We start from the raw sequence: 20823 nt of genomic DNA, 5'->3' as shown, positions 1-20823 counted from the left end.
TTCATCCGCTTATTTAAGAAGATTGTAAGGCATGACAATGTGCAGCGTCATAAAGAAACAAACCCTCTTAGCGATGAGAGGGTTTGTTTCTTTATGCTTACTTTGAGCAATTATGTAATGCTTTTATAATTTGACTTGCTGTTTGTTTTCCGTTTCCTATACAAGCTCCAATACCTACACCGTAATAAGAAGCTCCAGCTACATAAATATTCGGAACAATTTTTACTAATTTTTCATTTAAAGATTGAACTGCTTGATTATGCTCTAAATGATAATTTGGCATTAAGCCATCCCAATTTGTAACTTCAACTACTTGTGGTTTCCCCTGAATTCCAAGACTTTTTTCAATATCCGTTAAAGCAATTTGAAGACGTTCTTCTTCACTACTATGTTTCATTTTTTCGTAATTTGCGTTTGAACTTTTATAAAACATTCTCACTAGTAAATTTTGCTTTTCTGACGTGTGTTTCCATTTTCTACTTGTCCAAGTACAAGCATCACATTGTAAATTTCCGTTTTCCGAAACAATAAAGCCAGTTCCATCTGCCGGTAATTGATGATCAGGTATATCAAACCCTAAATAAATACTTACAAGCGATGAGTTCTTAAATTTATCAAATTCATCGTCCAAATCACGAGAATGTAAAATTGTTTGTGCAACATCATGTGGAACAGCTAGCACGATACAATCTGCTTTTACTGTTTCTCCATTCACAAAAGAAACTTCATATCCATCATCGTTTTTACTTATATTTGTTGTTAGCATTCCTTTTCGTATTTCCGTATCACTTAATGTCTCTTCTAACCGATGAATAATTGTAGATAATCCGTTTTTAAATGATACAAACTTTTTATTTCCAGCCGCCTGAAATTGTTTTTTATTTACTTCAAATCCTTTTATAATACTGCCGTACTTATTTTTATAGTCCACTAAATATGGTAATGTAGATGCCATCGTAAGTTCATGTAATTTGCCAGAATATACACCCGAAAGCACAGGAGCAATTTGCTTTTCCACTAACTCTTTTCCTAAAAAGCTTTCCAAAAATAAAGCAAGCGATGTCTCTTTTGTGAAACTTTTATTTTTCGTAATAAAGTCTTTTAGCGCAGTGATCTTCCCTTTTGCAGAAACTAATGTACTGTGAAATAATGATTCTACACTTGTTGGGATTCCAAATACAGTATCAGCGGGAATTGGATGTAACATATTATCTGAATAAATGTAAGAAATTCCTGTTTCGTTATAAACCATCTCCTCTTCTAAATTCAATTCTTTTATAAGAGGAATAACATGTTCATTTCGTGCAACCATAGAGTCTGCCCCTGTCTCCATAATAAAACCATGCTTTTTCACACTATGAATTTTCCCGCCTAAATATTTCTCTTTTTCCACTAGGATTAAATTTAAATCTAGATTGTAATCCTTTTTCATTCTTTCTAAGTAAAACATTGTGGAGAGGCCTGTAATACCTCCACCTATAACAAGAACTGTTTTCATGTCAACTAAGCTCCTAACCGATACTACAAATTATTAAATTCTTTTATTATTATACCCAAAAATTAGTTCTCTCGACTAGCAGCTTTCACACTCTGTAAGAATTTAGACAATATATTTGAATATACATCAGGCTGATCCCGATGAACGAGATGACTTGCAAAAGGAATAACCGCAATATAAATTGCGGGATTTAATTCTTTAAATGTCATAGCGGCGGTAACTTCAGCTTTTGATTCTCCCCCTACTATACATAACGATGGCACTTGTAAACTTGAAACTTCCCTCGTTTCAGAAAATGGATACCAATCCTCTTCATTCCATGATTCGATTAATGCTTTCCAATCACTATTTACATGGATTTGATTCATATAATTTACAATCTCTTCATTTTCGAATAACATTTTATGTCTAATTGCTTCTTCCCTTTGATCTTCATCCCAGTTTTCTGTTTTCATCGGAAAAACCCCAGAAAAAGTTAATGATTTTACTTTCTCCGGATACTTTTTGGCAAATAAAAGTGCAACTAACCCGCCAATTGAAACTCCTGCGATATGACAACGGTTCACTTGTAAAAATTCTAAAGTATCTCTTATATCGTCTGGACATTGAGAAAAGTAATTTTTTATGGAACCCCCTGTTTTCCCATGGCCTCTTAAATCCGGTCGAATTATTTTATAACTTTCTTTTTTAAAAAACTCAGTCTGTTCTTCAAACTCTGTTAATCCTGTCATACCGCCAGAATGCAGAAATACAATTGGTTCGCCAGCCCCTGAAATATTCGCATGTAATATCACCTCTACTCCCCCTTAAAATAAATGAAATATTCTGCTAAATAAAAATATATCAAAAATATTCGATAATTTTTATCTCATCTTCTTCATACATGTCTTCATCTCAAAAACATAATCCAATTTATTAGTTTATCAATTTCTTGACTCACTTCTAATACTTTTTCATGTTGAAAACCATAGTTCGCAACAAGCATAACGAGTTCTTCTTTTTTTAGGTCAATCATTTCCTCTATTCTTCTCAGCTCCATATCGCAATACTCGCTCCAATTTTAAAAGTTATGTATCTTAGTATAGACTACTTACATAATAAGTAAAACCCTCATGTTTCTGTAAATCTTACATATGTAAGAAAAAACAAATAAATATCTCTTATTTAAGCGAAAGGTAAAACATTACAAAAAAGATTGACTCTACAAAAAATGAATTGTATATTTGTATTAGGTAAAAAATATTTACCTAATACAAAATAATGACACACGCGCATAATTTATTTAGGTAGTTCAAGATTTCCATCATGTTATTCCTATGTAGCCCGAAACCATAAGGGCTACTCCCCATCATTCTAAATTGTAAAGGCTCCACTTTCTTTCAAATGGAGCCCTTCTTTTTTAGATAACACGAACTTTCTTCACGTTTTGTTCTGTTGAATAATAGTAACTTCGCTTTGACTTTTTCATATATTCCTGAACTACATTGATGTGAAAACTAATTCAGAACCATATTGATGAATCCAGCGCATAATGGTTGTATGAGCAATAAATAGCCCGCGTTCTTCCATCATTTCGACTACCTCACGAAAACTTAGGTTGTATCGTAAATCCCTTCTTACAATTAGTCAAGTAGTTTTTATTTACTAGAGCGGGTTTTTATATTTTGTACAAGCATCCTACCGTTTAGCGAATAGAATATATAAACATTTCAAAGAAAGGAGAATGACATACGCATGGCTGATTATTTTTATAAAGATGGTAAAAAGTATTATAAAAAACAAAACCAGCAAAAAAACAATAATTGTTCTATTGCAACACACATTATATCCGGTGCCGGAATTAACCTAAACGGAAATATTCTACTAGATGTTAACATACCACCTAACTCTACAATAACGGCTTTTGAAGACTTTACTAGCAATCACAATAAAGCATTACTTCAGTTTTTTGTTACTGGTGGTACTCCTCCTATAACAGTATCAATCTTCACAAGAAGTTCTTCAACACCAATTACTGCTACTCTACAAGCTCTTGATACAAGAATATTTCAAGTAGAGGATATCCAACGACTCCAACTCACAAATGCTTCCAATACAGGGGGCGGTATCGGTATGTATATCGAAAAAACATTTTGTATTTGCTGTAATAACCAAAACAACTCTTGTGATGAATATTACCGTGAAGCCGATTTTTTTTGTTAGACTAAATCACTTAGAAGAATCCTATTTAAGTAGGGTTCTTTTTTATTAATTTCCCAAAATGACATATACAATTTAGATAGCAAATAGCATTTCCAATCATCGAAAGTAGGCAAAGAGAGCTTATCCATCTGTATCTTATCAGGAATGGAAAGATGCAAGTTGTGCTGCGTAATCATTCCATTTACTTATGTTTTCTCCTATAACATATACTGTTCTACATAAAAAAGAAACGCTTCCTCACTTTCAACAGTACATACAACATCAATATACGAATATGGCTCTATTAACTTTTTTCCCATTATTCCTTGATAATTTGCACCGCCAAAAATAATGTGTAAATTAAACTGATTCTTTAACCTTCTAGCTATAGATAATGCTCCCATATTCTGCTGAAACATCGTAGATATGCCTATATCCCATGGCATGTTTATCCAATCATCTAGAGCTCTTTCAGCATGAAAAATTCCTTCTTTGAGAATACCTCTTAAATAATTGAGATTACGCCAAGGACTAGGAGTCGTCCTTGGGCGTTCTGCAATATAATCAACAAACTTTTCCAACTCTTGATCAGTTGAACGATCATAAACGAAATTAGAAAAAATCCTAATCCAAAGTACATTTCCATTAAAATACCGCCAGATAACAACCCTATTAATTGAACAAAGTTCCTCCCTGTACTTAAATCCGCATTCGCTTTCCGTAATTCGTCACTAATAGTTGGAATAAAGCTTTGAAGTGCAGCTTCAAAACCTCCTGCAAAAAACATATTTAATCCCACTAAGAGAGAGAGTAGAATAACGTTTTGGCTTCCTAATATCGCCAATAACCAGAAAGCTAACATCACAAATCCTCTTAACAAATCTGTACAAATAATAATTTTTCTACTACCAAATATATTTACTAATGGTGCAAATACGATAGATCCAATCATCCTAGAGACTACAGCTGTAGAAACTGCCCCCGTTCCCCCCCCCATATTCCATTGCTCTGTAATGCAAACCAAATCATAGTAATAGAAAATACGTAATCTCCAAAAAAAGAAATAGTTCTAGAGAGCCAAAATACCTTATATTGATTCAATCAAATTTCTCCCTTCTATACTTCTCTTAAATTTGATTTCATAAGGTTCAAAAAATACTAGGTGTGATCTCGTTAACATAAAGTGAAACTTTAATCAGTGGTTTTTTTTCATCCTCCACTGATTATGAGCCCTCACCAATCGGGCTGTTACGGGCAGCCCTACTCCTTGCTTCTCTTTTTGAATCTTGAGAGGCAATCTTACTGCCCTAAAATAGCGGGATAAACAAACGACTATTCGAATAAAATCATTGAATTATCCTTTAAATGGTATATAAAATATTATAATATCTTTTAAATTATTATATATTTTTCATATAATAATTTAAAAGATATCGGAAAGTAAGTTGAACGAACTAACACCCTCCTCTCTCTTTTCTGACAAACTACTACCGTAGAATAACAATCATGTCTTAGTTCATTTCCGATCCAATCATCCGATATCCTTCTTGACAAAAGGAAATGTCCCCTTTTCTGTGCCGTATGCAATATCTAATATTCATATCTTTTTGAATTCTTACTCTCTCAGCTCCTGAAAGTGAAAATGATAGATCTAATAAACTCCATTTTATTTTGTACAATACATCCCTCATCTCTTTTTGAGTGAAAACAATATACAAATTATACGAAATAAATATTTCTCTATAACCTTTAAAATTAGTTGGACTAATCTCTTTTCGATTATCGTAAGTTAAAATGAAGTGAAAAAATGAGGAGTGATACGATGGAACGATTATGGATTCCAATAATCGTGACATTTTTTTCATTTGGTGGTTTATTACTAGGTGGTGCTGTTGGTGTGATGACACGTCAGTTTATAGCGGAAAAGATGCATCATTTATACGCACTATGCGGTGGCATTTTACTTGGGTTATTATCAATTGAAATTATTCCAGAAACTTTTTCAAATTACAAAGCGGTGAGTCCCATACTTGGAATTGTCATTAGCATTTTACTTATGAGCCTATTCGATCATCATTATCACCATTCCATTATACATACAAAAAACCAACAAGCATGGCAAACTTTTTTATTTTTATCTTTTGCCATTTTTATTCATAATGTACCGAGCGGATTTGCCCTTGGGTCTGCCTTTATCAATCATAACGAGTCTGCTATTCCTTTTTTACTTGCAGTTATAATCCATCATATTCCAGAAGGATTAGCCTTAATTATCCCGTTTTTGTTTACAAAACATACGTATATTTCGTTTCTACTTGTCATTTTCTTACTTTCTATGATTCTCGGTACAGGAACGATCTTCGGTATTATAATGGAAGGAAAAGCAGCTCATTTACAAGGACTAGTTATGGGAAGTGCAATCGGTTCATTAGGATATGTTACCATACACGAAATGCTAGGCAAAGCTGTAAAAAATCTTTCTCCTATCTCCTTTCTTTTCTGGTCTATCAGCGGCGTTTTATTTATCACATTCTTTACAGGACATCATTAATTTCATTATGATTTATTCAAATTCATCACGAAAAAGGCTTATTTCCTTTATTGCTCAAAGATAAAAGTAAAAAGATAGATAAAAACAAAATGTTTTTATCTATCTTTTTACTTATTCATTTCTATTTTTAATTTCTATCTGTAAGTTCTCTATAAACTCATGTAGTGATACAACTTCTGAGTTCTCTTCACCATATTTACGTACATTTACAGATGCATTCTCCATTTCCTTATCTCCGATGACCAGAACATATGGTATTTTCTGTATTTGAGCGTCCCGGATTTTATATCCTAGTTTTTCATTACGAATATCCCGTTCTACTCGTATATCAACCTGTTTGAATTTATCTTCAATCTCTTTTGTATATGAATCGTGTACTAGATTTGAAACTGGGATTACTTTTACTTGAATAGGAGCTAGCCATGCCGGAAAGGCTCCTCCAAAATGTTCAATTAATATTGCTAGGAAACGATCAAACGATCCTAATACAGCACGGTGAATCACGACTGGTCGTCTCTTTTCATTTTTCTCATCGATATAGTGTAAATCAAATTTCTCAGGCATTTGAAAATCTAATTGAACTGTTCCACATTGATGACTTCTTTTTAAAGCATCCTTAATATGAAAATCAATTTTTGGTCCATAAAAAGCACCATCTCCTTCATTAATTCTATAATTATATTGTAAAGATTTCAGTACGTTTTCAAGAGCAGCTTCTGCTTAATTCCATAGTTCATCATCCCCCATTGAATTTTCAGGTCTTGTTGATAGCTCAATTTCATATTCAAATCCAAATGTTCTATAGACATAATCGATTTGTTTTAATACTGATTGTATTTCACTCTCTATCTGTTCAGCTGTCACATAAATATGTGCATCATCCTGACAAAATGTACGTACTCTTAATAAACCATTTAATGCACCACTAAACTCATGGCGATGAACTTGGCCAAACTCACACATTCGAATTGGTAAATCACGATATGACCGAAGTTTATGCTTAAATATAAGCATATGTCCTGGACAATTCATTGGTTTTAATGCAAAGCTTTTATGGTCTACCTCTGAAAAATACATATTATCTTTATAATGATCCCAATGTCCTGATTTTTCCCATAGCTCTTGATTCATCATAAGAGGAGTACGTACCTCTTGATAATCATATGCTTGTTGAATTTCTCTTAAAAATCCTTCTAACTCATTTCGAATGATTTGCCCTTTCGGTAAATAAAATGGCATTCCCGGTGCTTCTTCAGAGAACATAAATAATTCTAGTTCATTTCCAAGTTTACGATGATTTCTCTTAGCCGCTTCTTCTACAAAATGCAAATATTTTTTTAATTCTTTTTGGGAGGAAAACGCAACGCCGTATACACGCTGCAATACTTGATTATTGCTATCTCCGCGCCAATATGCTCCAGAAACATGAGTTAATTGAAATGCTTTTAAATATCCAGTAGATGGTAAATGTGGACCGCGGCATAAATCTACAAATTCTCCTTGTTTATACATTGTTATAACTTCTCCTTCAGGTATTGCTTCTAAAAGTTCTAACTTTAAATGGTCGTCCGCTTCTTTAAAAAACTTCTCTGCCGCTTCTCTACTTATTTCAATCCTTTCGATATTTAAATTTTCATGTATGATATTCTTCATTTCTTTTTCAATTATCGGAAAATCCTCAACAGTTATACTACTTGAAAGATCTAAATCATAATAAAAACCATTTTCAATCACAGGTCCTACCCCAAGTTTGACATTGCCATAAATTCTTTTTACAGCTTGTGCTAATATATGTGCAGCAGTATGCCTTGCTATGTTTACCCCTTCTTCTGAATCGATAGAAATAATTTCAACTTTTGCATCATTCTCAAGCTTACGGCGTAAATCAAATAGTTGATCATTCACTTTCCCGGCTACTGCTTTCTTTTTCAAACTAGAACGAATGGATGCCGCTATTTCTTCTAAAGTAATTCCTTTTCTATATTCTTTTTTGCTTCCATCTGGAAAAATAATACTGATCATCTGTTCACTCATTTTCATCGCTCCATTTCTTTTATAAAAAAAGCACACTCATCCCTATACATATAGGGACGAGCGTGCTTGTACCCGTGGTTCCACCCAGATTCCCATTATATACAATATACAATGGCTTCTTTTGCGATAACGTCGCTGACACGGCACTAGATACTTTTCTTTTCCCCAGTGCAGCTCGAAGGTGGTAAGTTATTTCACTGCGTTAGGAAGTTCTCAGCTATTCTTCCCTCTCTGTATAACCGTTTTAAATAACTCGTGTCCTTTTCTTTGCTTGTCGTGATATAAAATTTAAAAAATAAAAAAAGCATATTCATCCCTGAAATTAGGGACGAATATGCTTAATATCCGTGGTTCCACCCAGATTCCCATTATATAAAAATATACAATGGCTTCTTTTGCAGTAACGTCGCTGGCACGGCACTAGATACTTTTCTTTTCCCCAGTGCAGCTCGAAGGTGGTAAGTTATTTCACTGCGTTAGGAAGTTCTCAGCTATTCTTCCTTCTCTGTATAACCGTTTTAAATAACTCGTGTCCTTTTCTTTGCTTTTAGATTCATATCCATTAATTGCTATTAACTATATCTTATTCAAAATTTTTTTGCAAGTATTTTAAAATAAAAAAATTATTTTTTTATTCCTGACTCTGCACTTTTATTATGAACTAATAAGCCATTCTTTTATATATTCAACTTTTTCCCTTGTACATGTTCTACATCTAATGATACATTTGCCTGTTCATATAACGTTGGAAAAATTTCATTCATGTAAAAGCGATGTGATTTTTCATCTTTCCAAAAAGAAAGTACAATATAGCGATTTGCATTTTTCAATGATCTTCCTACAACACCGCCTAACATCCCTGCTGTTTCTCTCATCCCTTCATTCCAAATCGTTCGTTGTACATGTAAAAACTGTTCTTCCTTTCCACGTTTCACATCACAAATTGCAGTTCTAATAAACGTACCTTTTGCAATTGCCTTCGTGATTGATGAATCCTTTATATGAAATAAAGTTTCATATAGTTCAATATCACAAGTTATGTACGTTTCCTGTTGATTGCTATTGTTAAAAATGGAATCGTGTATTTCATCCATAAAGGTTTGATATGTACTCATATTCTCCCAAAGAGTAAATATACAAGCTTCTTCTTGATCCCATCCCCCACATTGACCAAGAAATCCATTCACATTTCGCAAATCCCTCCATCTTTCTTGCGCTTTTGAAAACAAACTCATTTTCTCTTTTTCGACTTGACAAAATATTGTTTTTAACAGCATTTCATTCTCTCCTAACAAATCTACTAGTAAAACCGAATCAAATTTACATAATATAATTATAATTGATTAAAATATTTTACAGCAGGATATATATATTATAAATCGAAATTTTCAGATGATGATAGCAATATGAACTAGATAATTCAACTTTTGTCTTAGTACGAAATCTTTCTACGTCGACAAAATATGACAAAAAGAAAATGTATAACTTGTTATGATAGATAAGATATTTTGATACTTCACCTTACTGGAGGAATATACATCATGAAAGAGTTATTCGATCGAAAATGGTGGGTAGTGCTTTTTAGTGCGGTCATCATTACAGGCACAATTTCTTTTATTACATTCAGCTACAATTCAGAGAAAAAACTACAACAGGATACAAAAGAATCCCTTGACAAATCTACTTATCAAAAAGAATTAAAATCGCACATTGATTTGTTAAATGCAAAATATGATCAAATTGTAGCCAAGGAATGGCTCCCTGCCTGGGACATTATAAATGGGAACAAAAATAATGTAAATAAAGCCGAATTAATAGAAAAAATGAATCAGATTAGCAATGATTTTAGCGAACTCTCAAGTCAAATGGAGAATTTTAAGGCAGAGAAAAAACTACAAGATACAGATTTGAAGAAAAAAATGAATCATTTTCGAATCGCATTTATCGCGGCTTCAAATTATATGAAAAATGCTGCATCTTCAGTTTCTGAAGATTTAAGTGATGGTACACCTTTAAATGAAATTTCCCAAAATACACTTCATCCTTTAGGTCTTGCTGATCAAAATATGGTAATGGCATTATCTACTTTAAGTGAAATCAACAACTTATTCGGAATCACAAAAAAATAATTTGTTCCGCTTTGAAAAGTTCCTTTCTTCTATTCCACTTGAATCTAAATTTTAAAAACTAAAGGCTGTCCCCAAAGGTATCCTTTTAGGACAGCCTCCTCATAAAACGAACTCGATCGAATATATGTATGTAAATCTTAATTTCCAGTTTGTTCATATGGCATTTATCTGATCACAGATAGTTGTTGTTTCTGAAATTCTGTTTTTTCATCCGCTTTCGCAATTCCTATTTTTTCTATCGTTTTCTTTTTTATAGATTTATATTTTACATATGTGTTGAATTCTGTTTCAAAAGGAAATGGCGCGACTCGAATCGTTTTTTTATCTACCCATTCCGCTTGTAGTAACTCATTTGCTTCTCTATTAAATATTTCAGTCCCCTCAAATCCACCTTTAAATAAAGCTACTTCCTCTTGTTTTGAGGCACCGGGATGATTCATACAAACATATAAAGACAATTCATCACAAAACTTCAATAATCTATAATGCTTATCAAACATCATATACTGTCCTTTTGTTAACGTTTTCAAAAGTTGTTTTTGACGGTCTAATTCTTTTTGATAGAAATTCACCATCTCGTTATCTTCCTGATTGAGAGGAAATGAAATAAAATGTTTACTACAAAGTACAGCTCCATATGTATTACTTTTGGCAATCTCATTAAGTCCTAACGTGTAAAAAACAAATCGTAAAGAACTTGGACAGTCCATAAAAGTATATGGTGCATTTGTAGCATCATTCCAAATTGGCGTCTTATCCAATCTTATCCATCCCCTATCATGTTCATAAATCGCATCAATACATTCTTTTAAATATAAAGTATTTTCAAAGAAATCTTTTTTTATATGTTTCGCAAATTCTCCCGCTAGAAAACCATGATCATGTTGGCGAATCAATACAAATTCTTCTTTTTGATTACGAATAATCATAGACTTACTCCCCCTCTTCATTCCACTTTATTTACTTTCCGCGATTAAAATAAATTCTTAGTCCTTAGCAGGGATTTCATCTCTTACAACGAAATTAAGTAACAGTATGATATGATCCTACTAATTCATTCTATAAGTGAATCCTTTTCTATTCTTACTATTCATTATACTAGTAATCACACGCAAAATAATTCTTTTATGAGGTGAAAAAATGAACAAAACGGAATTAATCAAAAATGTAGCACAGTCAGCTGATATCTCTCAAAAGGATGCCTCAGTAGCTGTTCAATCTGTATTTGACACAATTACGAATGCTTTACAAAACGGAGACAAAGTACAACTAATTGGATTCGGAACATTTGAAGTACGGGAAAGAGCAGCTCGAACTGGACGCAATCCTCAAACAGGGGAAGAAATCCAAATTGCAGCTGGAAAAGTTCCTGCCTTCAAAGCAGGAAAAGAATTAAAAGAAGCTGTAAAATAAGAAGAAACTTGATCTATTCTATCCAAAAAAGAAAAGAACAGAATTTTTATCTATATACAGAAACGAAAAGAAGATGACCATCTATGTATGAAATGATCATCTTCTTTTTTATTTCTAATCGATCTGCCAATAGCGTATTGAAATTCTCTTTTATTAGCGGTTAAATGTTATTGCGTGATGTAAAAATCGATTGAAAATAGCTGTTGTTAATACTTCATCTCCCAAAATTTTCTTCGGCTCTCTAAAAGATTTCATCAATGATAAGTAATTTATACTTCGTATGGTGTTTTAAACGATTTTCAAGGCGATTTGCTACTTTTGCACGTTTAAGATTTTGAAGTAAATCATGACATTTAGCGAAATATGTACTTGTGCGTTTCTTAGCTGCTGCGATGCCGATGGAAGTAGCCAAGTGGGTCTTACCAACACCACTCGGTCCTAAGAAAACAATGTTTTCATGCTTCTCTAAAAAACGTAGAGAAACATCCCATTTTAATGAAAATATGCGCTAAGAAAAATTCAATATGAAAAAACGTTGATTTGACTACTCTAAGCGATTCATCCAATCTCAAAAACAAGGGAGTATTTGAGACAAATGAAATGGAACCTAAAATATGCTGAAAATAGCTTTAAATATGTCTCAAAACTTATCCCTAAATCAACGCCTAAATTGAATAGGGAATATTGAGTTTTAAGAATCCTTTAGCGTATAAAAAGGTTAAAATGTGCATGTTACCCCCAGAAGAGAAACAAGCAATCATTATCATTCGTAAGTGCTTTATATCCCACATAGTTCAAATAAAACCCCTATCTATATACGGATGATACACCTTATGATAGCAACATTTTAACAGGTGTATCATCCAGCATTTTGTAGCACATCATCAATCATGTTTTTGTATCCTCTTAAAACATGCTGAAAGGCCTTGTCATATCAAGGTTTTCTGCATGTTTTATAAAAACGAGGTTTACTGCAAAGTTAAGGAAGTACAATTCCTGTTCCTGTTATCTTTTCTTTATTAAAATCGTACTTACAATTTAAAGTGTGAATGTATTGAAGTCCAGGAATGTCAAGTTCCTTTATTTCGATCCCGTATCGTTGAACCTGTTTTCTAGAAATAGAGGTTGTAAGCTTTTCGATTTGCATTCGTAATAATTTTCGCTGTTTCAAATCTTTTTCCTGTTTAAATGTAGTAAATAACTCACGATTCTCTACATATATAGAACAGGGAATAACTTGATAATTATCAATATCACGCAGCAACCTTTGTGCTTCTGTATTTCCCATATCGTTTAGTGGCAGTTTATCTAATATCTTTAAAGCTTGATAGAATTCGTCTAAGTATTTTTTACTTAGGTTCTCTGTTTTATATAATGTTTCTACAAGCTCCATTTTTGTTTTCTCATGTAGTTTTTGTTCATTAAAGGATTCTAAAAGTTTTAAACCGTTGTTTACAATATCTTTATCATAAACGCTCCCTATCCCTTCTGATTCTGTATAAACAAAAGCATTAGGTTCTGTTCCCTTATACTCTCTCCCGCGATAACAACGACCTAAACGCTGAAATAAGCTATCTAATGTAGAGATTTCAGTAAATAGCAAATCAAAATCAATATCTAATGAAGTTTCTACAAGCTGTGTGGTAATCCAAATACCACTTTGTTTTTCACGTTTTTTATCATTTGGTGCGAATTTTTTAATTTCTTCTTCTAAAACAGCACGATCCTGCTGAATAAATTGCGTGTGCAACAACCTTACATTTTCATTATTAAGCAACCCGTATATACGTTTGGCTTCTTTTACGGTATTAGCAATAATCAATACACGTTTATTTCGTCCAGCTCTGCGAATATGTTCTAAATCCTCATCGATCTTTGTTTTTCGTATAGATATGCGGTGACGAATTAAGTTATTATAAAACTCCCTTTTTACAAAATCACTTACCTTGATTTTGCCTCGTTTCTTCATTGTTTCCATAAAAACAGTTGGAAGTGTAGCGGTCATAATCATAAATTTACCGCCTATCTGGTGAATCATTTCCAATGCTTTGAGTATAACAGCTAAGATTTTCGGAGAATAACCTTGTATTTCATCTAAAACTATCTTAGAGTACGCCATTGTTGCCAAGTATTTCTCATACCCTCGAAATAAAAATGGAAACTTCAGAATTTGGTCAATTGTGCTACATGTTAACTTTTTACTCAATAAACGAGACTGTTCATAGATAAGTTCATTGGTTTCGTAATCATTGTTTAATGTCTGTAGAAAATCCACGCTTCCACTGTGTAGCAATCCAGCAATCGCTTGCCCCTCTTCATCTACATATCCTATTCCATTTGTTATACGCTCATACAAGGCATTTAAACTTACGCGGATAGGAAGTGTAATAAAACCTTTCGCTTCATCAATCCAAAATAAAGAAGCCTCTGTTTTCCCCATACCAGTTTGTGCAGCAGCTACAATATTCTTGTTTCGATTCTCGTAAGAAAAGAGTTGTAGACTGCGTGGTTTATGACCATTCTTATTTAGAAATTCATCGACATAAGCCCCAACCCCTTTGTCTGCATGACATTCTACAAGTTCTCCTGCAGAAGCTGCATGATCTACACGATTTAAAAGTCCCTTTACAAGCACAAGAAAAGGATATTCTTTATCCTTTTTCTTAATTGGTTTCCAACCTACAGTTGTAGTATCAAGGTTTTTATTAACAGAACAGCACAATTCTTGCTCCAGACGGTCTATTTTCCCTTTTAAATCTGGTAAAACTGCATTTAGTATTTGTGCATCAAACATTACGTTTCGTACATGATGATGTGCAATTGCCTCTTTCACAACCCGTTCTTTACTTTGAGAATAATGCAATTGTAAGAATGGAACACAAAGTAAGGAAATAAAAGCATGAGGAACATTAGGATATTTTTTTTCAATTTCTTGTTTTGTTAAAGGAGATAACCCCATATTGAGTTTAATAAATTGTTGAAATCCCTCATAAACCTTTCCTGCATCGTGGTATTGTGCAGCTACTTGTGCCAGTTGCCAGATCTCTTCTGATAAAAGAGAACCATACAAGTGTTTTAATAAAGATAAATTTTCTAATACTCGCCTTGTATGTTCTTGTAATGTTTCAAATTCTCCTGTTTGCTGATCCCACTTTGCGTAAATGAAATCTTCCATGTCTTTTCCTCCTGAAAAAAATCCATGCCCACTCATAAGGCATGGAAAAATACAAGATGTCCATCTTCATCTTCCATATACTGAGGTGAATTTAACCCTTCTCCTTTACGGAAGAACTGTGTTTGAACCGTCTCCCAAGTACGAATTCCTTGTTTCACTTGATATACTGTATTCAAACGATATGAAATTCCTTTATAATTCATATAATCAAGGCGATCAACAATGCAATGACGTGGTATATAGAAATCATTTTTGAGTGTAATGATTTTGTTTGTATGTCTTTCTTTCAATGTTACGATTTTCACGTCTTCAATGACCGCTAAATCTTCACGTCGACCAAGGTGTGGTGCTTCATTGATATTTTTTAATGCTGTTTGTAATTTCTCTAATACATGTTGTTCTGCAAGTACATGAAAAATAAGGGAGACTTCTTTCAACATATGAACATGTGTGGGCATGGTTGTAATTTCATTCGACTTGTAAAAATAATGTGTTTGCAGATCAAACAGCTTTCCTTCGTGAGTGCCTTGGATGCTAATTTCCATTGGAATTAATTCATTTGCACCTAATACGTAGTGAAGGAACCCCTTTACCGTACTATACGGTGGAAGCGGGTAAGTTTCCTTTGCTTTTTGTGCCATCGGTTTCTTGTAACAAGCGGTTTGTTGATACAAATCTACTCGTAATGCTGCATTAGCCGACATAATAATTCTCCACTTGCTGTAATAGATAATCTAGCATACTTGGAATCGTATGAGTTGAGTCGCTTGAAACAAGATTTCGCAACTCTTCTTCATTGGCGAAAACACCAGATAACAGACCAACATGCGTTTGTTCTTGTACAGTCCGCCCCATACTGCGGCGTTCTAAAATTTCTTGCAGCATAATAGAATGTAAACGATATTCACGTTTTGTCGGAAGTAATTGTGTACGTCCTAAGAAATACGGTTGATTAATAGCATACAGACCTCCAATTGCAAACAAAGGAGATAAATCTTCTTGTCGCCCGCGGATATTACGATTTAAGGAAAATACAATTTCTAAGAATTCTTTGATTCGTCGTGCCTTTTCTTCACTTGGTAATTCAATTTCTCCATCTACACCAATTCTATCTAAATCAATAGTAATGGTATAAGAATATAAGCTTGTATGCCGCTCAAATGTTGCGAGATTTGGTTTTTCATTGATACGTGAAGCATGTCCTAAATTTGTTAAAAATTCTAAATCTCCTCGGTACGGTTCAAGAGAAATGGCATGAGACAAACGAACGCTAGCTGGACGTTTATTCCCCATATCACGTTTTGCAGTTCTCATATAACCAAATAAATCCATTTCTTCTGATTCTTGAATGGTAACACTGGGAGAATATTGGACCACATTTTTATTTTTTCCTTCCCCTTCCCCTTTGGCACGGCCAACTGTATCCAAGTTCCAACCATAACGCTCGGCTCCTAAACGAACCATATCGTATCGAATGGCTTGTCGCGAGGCAAATGTATGAACATCTCCATTTCCACGATTAAATTTCTTTAATTCGGAGATGTTATGGATTCCTTCTCCATAATTTAATGAATCTCCTTGAAATACGATTGTTAATGTTAATCCAGCCATTAGTTTGCTTCCTCCCCTTCTTTTTTATAGGATTTGTCATTTAATCCGGATAGTAAAGCACTTGCAATACCTTCAAACTCATTACTATGTTCCCTTGTAGCATCCACATACATAGAAGTGTTCTTTTCCACTAATAAAAAGGTGCGGAATAATGTTTCAAAAAATTGCTGACGGTTATTGGTAGTTAAAGCATTTAATAGACGGTAAGTAATGCCTGGAATCTTATTTTCCATTCTACGATCAGTAAGTCTTCTACGTACTTCGCGTCCATCCCTTAGCGCATACTGGAGTCTCTTTTGCATAGATTCATATTGAGCTTCTCGTGTTTCGTTTGACATGCCATTACACTCCTTTATTCTATTTAAATGAAACATAGCCAAAGTGGCTGCATACGTATCATAACTGGAATAGTTGTTATTTACGTTTTTCCTCAATTGGTTAGTAATGTTACGAAAAAATTGCTCTCCATTTAATAATTTACGTAGAATCACGTTCCGAAACGGTGGATACTTAATATGATTGAGCTCTTTTCTTCCACGTTCTTGAATGTATTGAATAGCATGTTCTGATAAAAAATTCTGTGTAAGAATTGTTTTCTTTCCTTTATTTTGGAATTCAACAATTAACATATTTTTAGAGATCCAGTTTGCTTTATCCTTTGCTTCTTTTAATGTGTTGTATAAAAACACTTCAAAAGGATTGTTTTGCTTTTTATTGGTAACAAATAAATCATTTATTTCCGCTAGTGCATCAAAATCCTCATCAGTTTGAATAAAAGAATAAGTTACCTCTTTTTTTATTTGCTCTCTGTGGAGTCCAAAAACGGAACAAAACATAATTAATCGATACAGATTAGATATAGGAAAAGACGCTTGGTTATTCCATGTGTAATTCGTTGCATTATCAATGCTCACTGAATTTGGATAGAAGACCGCTTCCGTGTAATCCGTAAGAGCAAGTTGCCCTTCAATAACAGGACAATACAACAGTTCGTCTTTTTCTAATTTCTTAACAATTTGTTTCGCTAATTTTGTGAAAATTTTATTATCAGATTGCTGTATCACTTTGTTTAAGCCTTCTATAGCTTCGTTAGGGCTGGCAGAAGACTGAAGAATAGCAAGAATCTCTTGTTCTAGTAAAATAGGTTGAACGAAATCTCTTTTAAGGAATTCTTCATGTTCTGAACGATTTAGGATACTGCGTGATCTTTGTAAAAAACTCGTTTGTCCATGAAGTTCAGTTAAATAAGAACGAATCATATTTAATGTTAAAGCCTCATTTACTTGATTTTGTTTTAACAACTTCAGGTAATCATTGATGCTTGTTTTTAATTCTTCAATGGTTGATACATCTTTTTTTCTGCTAAACAGCTCTTTTAAGGTTCCACCTTCAATTAGCAAACGTTTATTCAACTTATTTTCTGTACTTTTAATATCAGCAAAGATAGATTCTTTAGAACATTTAAAGTTGGATGTAGCGTATGTTAGAAAAGCATTCATCTTATTTTCTTTTTCATTTGCAACAGAAAATATATCAAAAGCATAATTGAAAAACCATTTCGGAAAGGCGTGAAGTAATTTTGGATCAAAATCTAGATATGTCTCTTCAGTTTCAAATAAATCTGTTTCGGCATGTTCTAAAATACGATAAAACCCCAAAATACCAGTGTTCGTAGCCCAATCTTCTAAATATAACCGAATCATTGGTACTCCACGGACACGCATCCGTACCCTTGTGACTTTTTAAAGGATGTACCGATTTGACGAAGAATTTCTAAGTCTTCTTGGTTTCCCTTTAACAAGAATGTGCCTTTATAAGCTTCAAAGTGCTGATAATTTGGGATATTTTCAAATTTTTCTTTTACAACTTGTTTTGTTAAATTCATAGGTATGAATTGTAAAGGTTTTTTTAAGCCTTCTCCATGATAATTACGCAAAGTCATATCACAAATATAATTAAAACTCTCTTCATAACCTTCTTCTGTTGGAGCAAGAGGTTTTCCATCTCTGTCTTTTATAAAAATAGGGGAAAGGGTGCGGAATACTACCGTATCACTTTTCACTTTGACCTCCGGTAGTAGAGATATGCTCTTCTTTTGTAGTTTGTATCCTTTGTACTGAAAATCTTTAATTTCGTTTAAACCATCTACTAAATAAGAAATGAATTCAGGATCAGGTGAACTAATAATCCAGTCCAATCCGTTTTGGAGGAAGAATTCATTATTTTCTAAAACATAGTCTTTAAGATAAACGGAAAACGTAAAATTCTTGCTTTTTTTATTCGGTTTATTCTCAAAGACATATAGGTTCTCCGCATATACTGCGTTTGATGCTTTTAGAGCCTCTTTAATAAAACTCACAAACATAAATCGATACGAGAGAGGAATTACTTTGCAAGTAAAACTTACTTTCAATCTCATTATTTTCCTCCTTAATCTTCAATATAAAATTATTATAATTTATTTGAAAATTAATATTCAATAAATACGTAGAAATAAATGAAAAAACCCTTTCTGTACAAATAAAGTTTTTTCTTGATTCCATATAGTAAAGATAAAAATCATGTGGGACTTTCGTAATTTTGCAGCGAACCTCGTTTTTATAAAACATGCAGAAAACCTTGATATGACAAGGTCTTTCAACATGTTTTAAGAGAATACAACAATATGAGTGATGATTCGCTGCAAAATACTGATTGATATACCTGTTAAAATGTTGCTATCATAAGGTGTATCATCCGTATATAGATAGGGGTTTTATCTGAACTATGTGGGATATAAATAAGATAGAAGTTTATGCAAATCACTTTGTTGATGTAGTTTTATCTAAACTAAGCGGGAATAAAAATCGGAGCATATTTTGGACCAATTGTTTCTGGAATAGTTTTATCTGGGGTATCGCCAGCTTTTTGGAACTATCTTCACCACGAAAATTAAAATGCGCATTTAAAAGGAGCCTTACGTTGAATACATATACTCTACAAAGGGCGAATTATCCTTCTGTTGCTTGAGAGTAATGTTTGATTAAATTAATACTATTAATCTTTGATAAACTAACAAAAAGAAAAGGTGTGTTTTGAAAAAAGATTGATCAAAAACTACGACTTTTGGTTCATCATTTTGTATATAGTGTCACTATTTTTAGCTATTATAAATTCACCATTAGGGAGTTCAGCCGAGATATTCACGTTATCTTAGCTAAGAAAATTTCAAAACGAATTTAAAAGAGCCCTTACGTTGGATACACGTACTCAACGTAAGGGCGGATTATGTGAAATGACAAATTACGTTTTTTTTATGAATACATCTTCTGGTTTATTCTTTTCTTCGTTCCACACAGTTTGAATTTCGAATGTTCCAGGTTCAAAAAATAAATCGAATCTTATTTTTATATCTTCTTGCATAGGTAAATCTTTTGCTTCTTCAATTTTTATCCAATGTAATTCGCCTTCTGGAGGATTTTCTAATAACTCTCCTGTAAAATCGTTCGTCCAATAGTTCATCATTATATATCGCTTATTTACAGTAGGATTTACAAACTCGGAAATCCCCTTAAAAATCAGATTACGAACCTCAAGTCCTGTTTCCTCTCTTACCTCTCGTATAGCCCCATCTACAAAACTCTTAGGGAATTCTACTCTTCCGCCTGGTGGAATAAACCCCTTAAAGTTATCGCGCTGTCTGTCTAATAACAATACTTTATCTCCGTTTTGAATCATTACAACTGTCCAAATCTTATAGGTTATATCCTGTCCCATACATTTCTTCTTGTTATAACAAATAATTACATATCTTGTTTAATCACCCTTTAATTTAATAACACCGGCTCTTATTTTTCTTCTAATTTATATACTTCATCGCAATTTATTCCACAAGCTACCGCTTGTATTTTAGGATTATATTTCTGGCCATTTAATATTGTATAGATTAAATTTGCAATTTTACCACAAAGATGACCAATTACTTTTTTCTTTACGATGCTCCTTCTACTTTACAATCATAACACAATCGGTTTTCGTTTTCCATTTTCCAACATCACCATAGACATCTGATAAAGTACCTGACATGCTCGAATACCACTATATGTTTGTTTAGTCAAGCGTACAGAAGTTCCAGATTGCGAATTTTCGGCTGAAACACCGAAGTATTTCTTAAATTCTTTATGCATTATTAAATGCGATACCTAAAGAAAAAATAAAAAAGCTCACCTCGCTTTGAACTGTACCCTATAAA

17 protein-coding genes, 4 pseudogenes and 2 other annotated features are annotated in these 20823 nt (G+C 33.2%); of the genes and pseudogenes, 4 read left to right on the top strand and 17 right to left on the bottom strand.

Translation table 11 applies throughout. The features are described 5' to 3' along the window. Positions 1-97: 97 nt before the first annotated feature. The 4 genes and pseudogenes from MR059_RS06180 to MR059_RS06165 all read right to left on the bottom strand — a co-directional run. Complete coding sequence (locus tag MR059_RS06180; RefSeq protein WP_242161625.1) at positions 98-1498, bottom strand: protoporphyrinogen oxidase; 1401 nt, start codon at positions 1496-1498, stop codon at positions 98-100. 62 nt (positions 1499-1560) lie between these two features. Then, complete coding sequence (locus MR059_RS06175; RefSeq protein WP_242161624.1) at positions 1561-2292, bottom strand: alpha/beta fold hydrolase; 732 nt, start codon at positions 2290-2292, stop codon at positions 1561-1563. A gap of 95 nt (positions 2293-2387) precedes the next feature. Further along, complete coding sequence (locus tag MR059_RS06170) at positions 2388-2537, bottom strand: aspartyl-phosphate phosphatase Spo0E family protein (protein WP_012094260.1); 150 nt, start codon at positions 2535-2537, stop codon at positions 2388-2390. A gap of 458 nt (positions 2538-2995) precedes the next feature. Next, positions 2996-3121, bottom strand: a pseudogene (locus tag MR059_RS06165) (IS6 family transposase); the annotation flags it as partial. 111 nt (positions 3122-3232) lie between these two features. On the opposite strand from MR059_RS06165, the gene MR059_RS06160 reads away from it, so the two are divergent. Further along, positions 3233-3700 carry an exosporium protein D gene (locus MR059_RS06160; RefSeq protein WP_087098698.1) on the top strand — a complete coding sequence of 156 codons (468 nt, stop codon included), beginning with the start codon at positions 3233-3235 and terminating at the stop codon, positions 3698-3700. A 197-nt stretch (positions 3701-3897) separates the two neighbouring features. Here MR059_RS06160 and MR059_RS06155 read toward each other — a convergent pair whose 3' ends face one another. Together MR059_RS06155 and MR059_RS06150 are read right to left on the bottom strand one after the other, a co-directional pair. Beyond that, positions 3898-4098, bottom strand: coding sequence for a hypothetical protein (locus MR059_RS06155; RefSeq protein WP_242161623.1), 201 nt, complete (start codon positions 4096-4098; stop codon positions 3898-3900). Between the two features lie 86 nt (positions 4099-4184). Further along, the gene (locus MR059_RS06150; protein ID WP_242161622.1) at positions 4185-4676 is read right to left on the bottom strand and encodes an MFS transporter; all 492 of its coding nucleotides are present in this window, start codon (positions 4674-4676) and stop codon (positions 4185-4187) included. An 825-nt stretch (positions 4677-5501) separates the two neighbouring features. Between MR059_RS06150 and MR059_RS06145 the strand changes: the two genes are divergently transcribed. Beyond that, entirely contained in the window at positions 5502-6230 is a 729-nt protein-coding gene (locus MR059_RS06145) for a ZIP family metal transporter (protein ID WP_041809715.1), read from the top strand. A gap of 111 nt (positions 6231-6341) precedes the next feature. On the opposite strand, the pseudogene thrS reads toward MR059_RS06145, so the two are convergent. After that, a pseudogene (gene thrS / locus MR059_RS06140) lies at positions 6342-8264 on the bottom strand (threonine--tRNA ligase). 49 nt (positions 8265-8313) lie between these two features. Beyond that, positions 8314-8541, bottom strand: a binding site (T-box leader). Between the two features lie 44 nt (positions 8542-8585). Then, positions 8586-8815, bottom strand: a binding site (T-box leader). Between the two features lie 126 nt (positions 8816-8941). Further along, on the bottom strand, positions 8942-9541 hold the full coding sequence (locus MR059_RS06135) for a DUF4937 domain-containing protein (protein WP_048722948.1): 600 nt from the start codon (positions 9539-9541) through the stop codon (positions 8942-8944). A 264-nt stretch (positions 9542-9805) separates the two neighbouring features. Here MR059_RS06135 and MR059_RS06130 point away from each other — a divergent pair, with 264 nt between their 5' ends. Further along, the gene (locus MR059_RS06130) at positions 9806-10393 is read left to right on the top strand and encodes a hypothetical protein (protein WP_012094254.1); all 588 of its coding nucleotides are present in this window, start codon (positions 9806-9808) and stop codon (positions 10391-10393) included. Between the two features lie 164 nt (positions 10394-10557). Here the strand turns inward: MR059_RS06130 and MR059_RS06125 are convergent, their stop codons facing one another. Beyond that, a complete protein-coding gene (locus tag MR059_RS06125; RefSeq protein ID WP_012094253.1) occupies positions 10558-11322 on the bottom strand; it encodes a DUF3891 family protein in 765 nt (254 codons plus the stop codon). Between the two features lie 211 nt (positions 11323-11533). On the opposite strand from MR059_RS06125, the gene MR059_RS06120 reads away from it, so the two are divergent. Beyond that, positions 11534-11806, top strand: a complete 273-nt coding sequence (locus MR059_RS06120; protein WP_012094252.1) for an HU family DNA-binding protein — start codon at positions 11534-11536, stop codon at positions 11804-11806. Between the two features lie 247 nt (positions 11807-12053). Here MR059_RS06120 and MR059_RS06115 read toward each other — a convergent pair. The 8 genes and pseudogenes from MR059_RS06115 to MR059_RS22455 all read right to left on the bottom strand — a co-directional run. Further along, positions 12054-12290: pseudogene (locus MR059_RS06115) on the bottom strand (ATP-binding protein); the annotation flags it as partial. 495 nt (positions 12291-12785) lie between these two features. Then, positions 12786-14981, bottom strand: coding sequence for a CRISPR-associated helicase/endonuclease Cas3 (locus tag MR059_RS06110; RefSeq protein ID WP_048722946.1), 2196 nt, complete (start codon positions 14979-14981; stop codon positions 12786-12788). 32 nt (positions 14982-15013) lie between these two features. Further along, positions 15014-15685, bottom strand: coding sequence for a type I-B CRISPR-associated protein Cas5b (cas5b, locus tag MR059_RS06105; protein WP_048722944.1), 672 nt, complete (start codon positions 15683-15685; stop codon positions 15014-15016). Further along, positions 15675-16592 carry a type I-B CRISPR-associated protein Cas7/Cst2/DevR gene (cas7i, locus tag MR059_RS06100; RefSeq protein ID WP_048722942.1) on the bottom strand — a complete coding sequence of 306 codons (918 nt, stop codon included), beginning with the start codon at positions 16590-16592 and terminating at the stop codon, positions 15675-15677. The genes cas5b and cas7i overlap by 11 nt, the downstream gene beginning before the upstream one ends. Then, positions 16592-18316, bottom strand: a complete 1725-nt coding sequence (cas8a1, locus tag MR059_RS06095) for a type I-B CRISPR-associated protein Cas8b1/Cst1 (protein WP_239453022.1) — start codon at positions 18314-18316, stop codon at positions 16592-16594. Before cas8a1 ends, cas7i begins: the two co-directional genes overlap by 1 nt. Then, positions 18292-19011 (bottom strand): CRISPR-associated endoribonuclease Cas6, encoded by a 720-nt coding sequence (gene cas6, locus MR059_RS06090; protein ID WP_048722938.1) that lies wholly within the window; start codon positions 19009-19011, stop codon positions 18292-18294. Before cas6 ends, cas8a1 begins: the two co-directional genes overlap by 25 nt. An 863-nt stretch (positions 19012-19874) precedes the next feature. Beyond that, a complete protein-coding gene (locus MR059_RS06085) occupies positions 19875-20348 on the bottom strand; it encodes an 8-oxo-dGTP diphosphatase (protein WP_200902082.1) in 474 nt (157 codons plus the stop codon). A 71-nt stretch (positions 20349-20419) separates the two neighbouring features. Next, positions 20420-20755 (bottom strand): annotated as a pseudogene (locus MR059_RS22455) (IS110 family transposase); the annotation flags it as partial. Positions 20756-20823 lie beyond the last annotated feature (68 nt).

The organism is Bacillus cereus group sp. BfR-BA-01522, assembly GCF_022662635.1.
Lineage (GTDB): Bacteria > Bacillota > Bacilli > Bacillales > Bacillaceae_G > Bacillus_A > Bacillus_A cytotoxicus.
The sequence above is the reverse complement of the archived record's forward strand: the minus strand, read 5'-3'. Positions and strand labels throughout refer to the sequence as shown.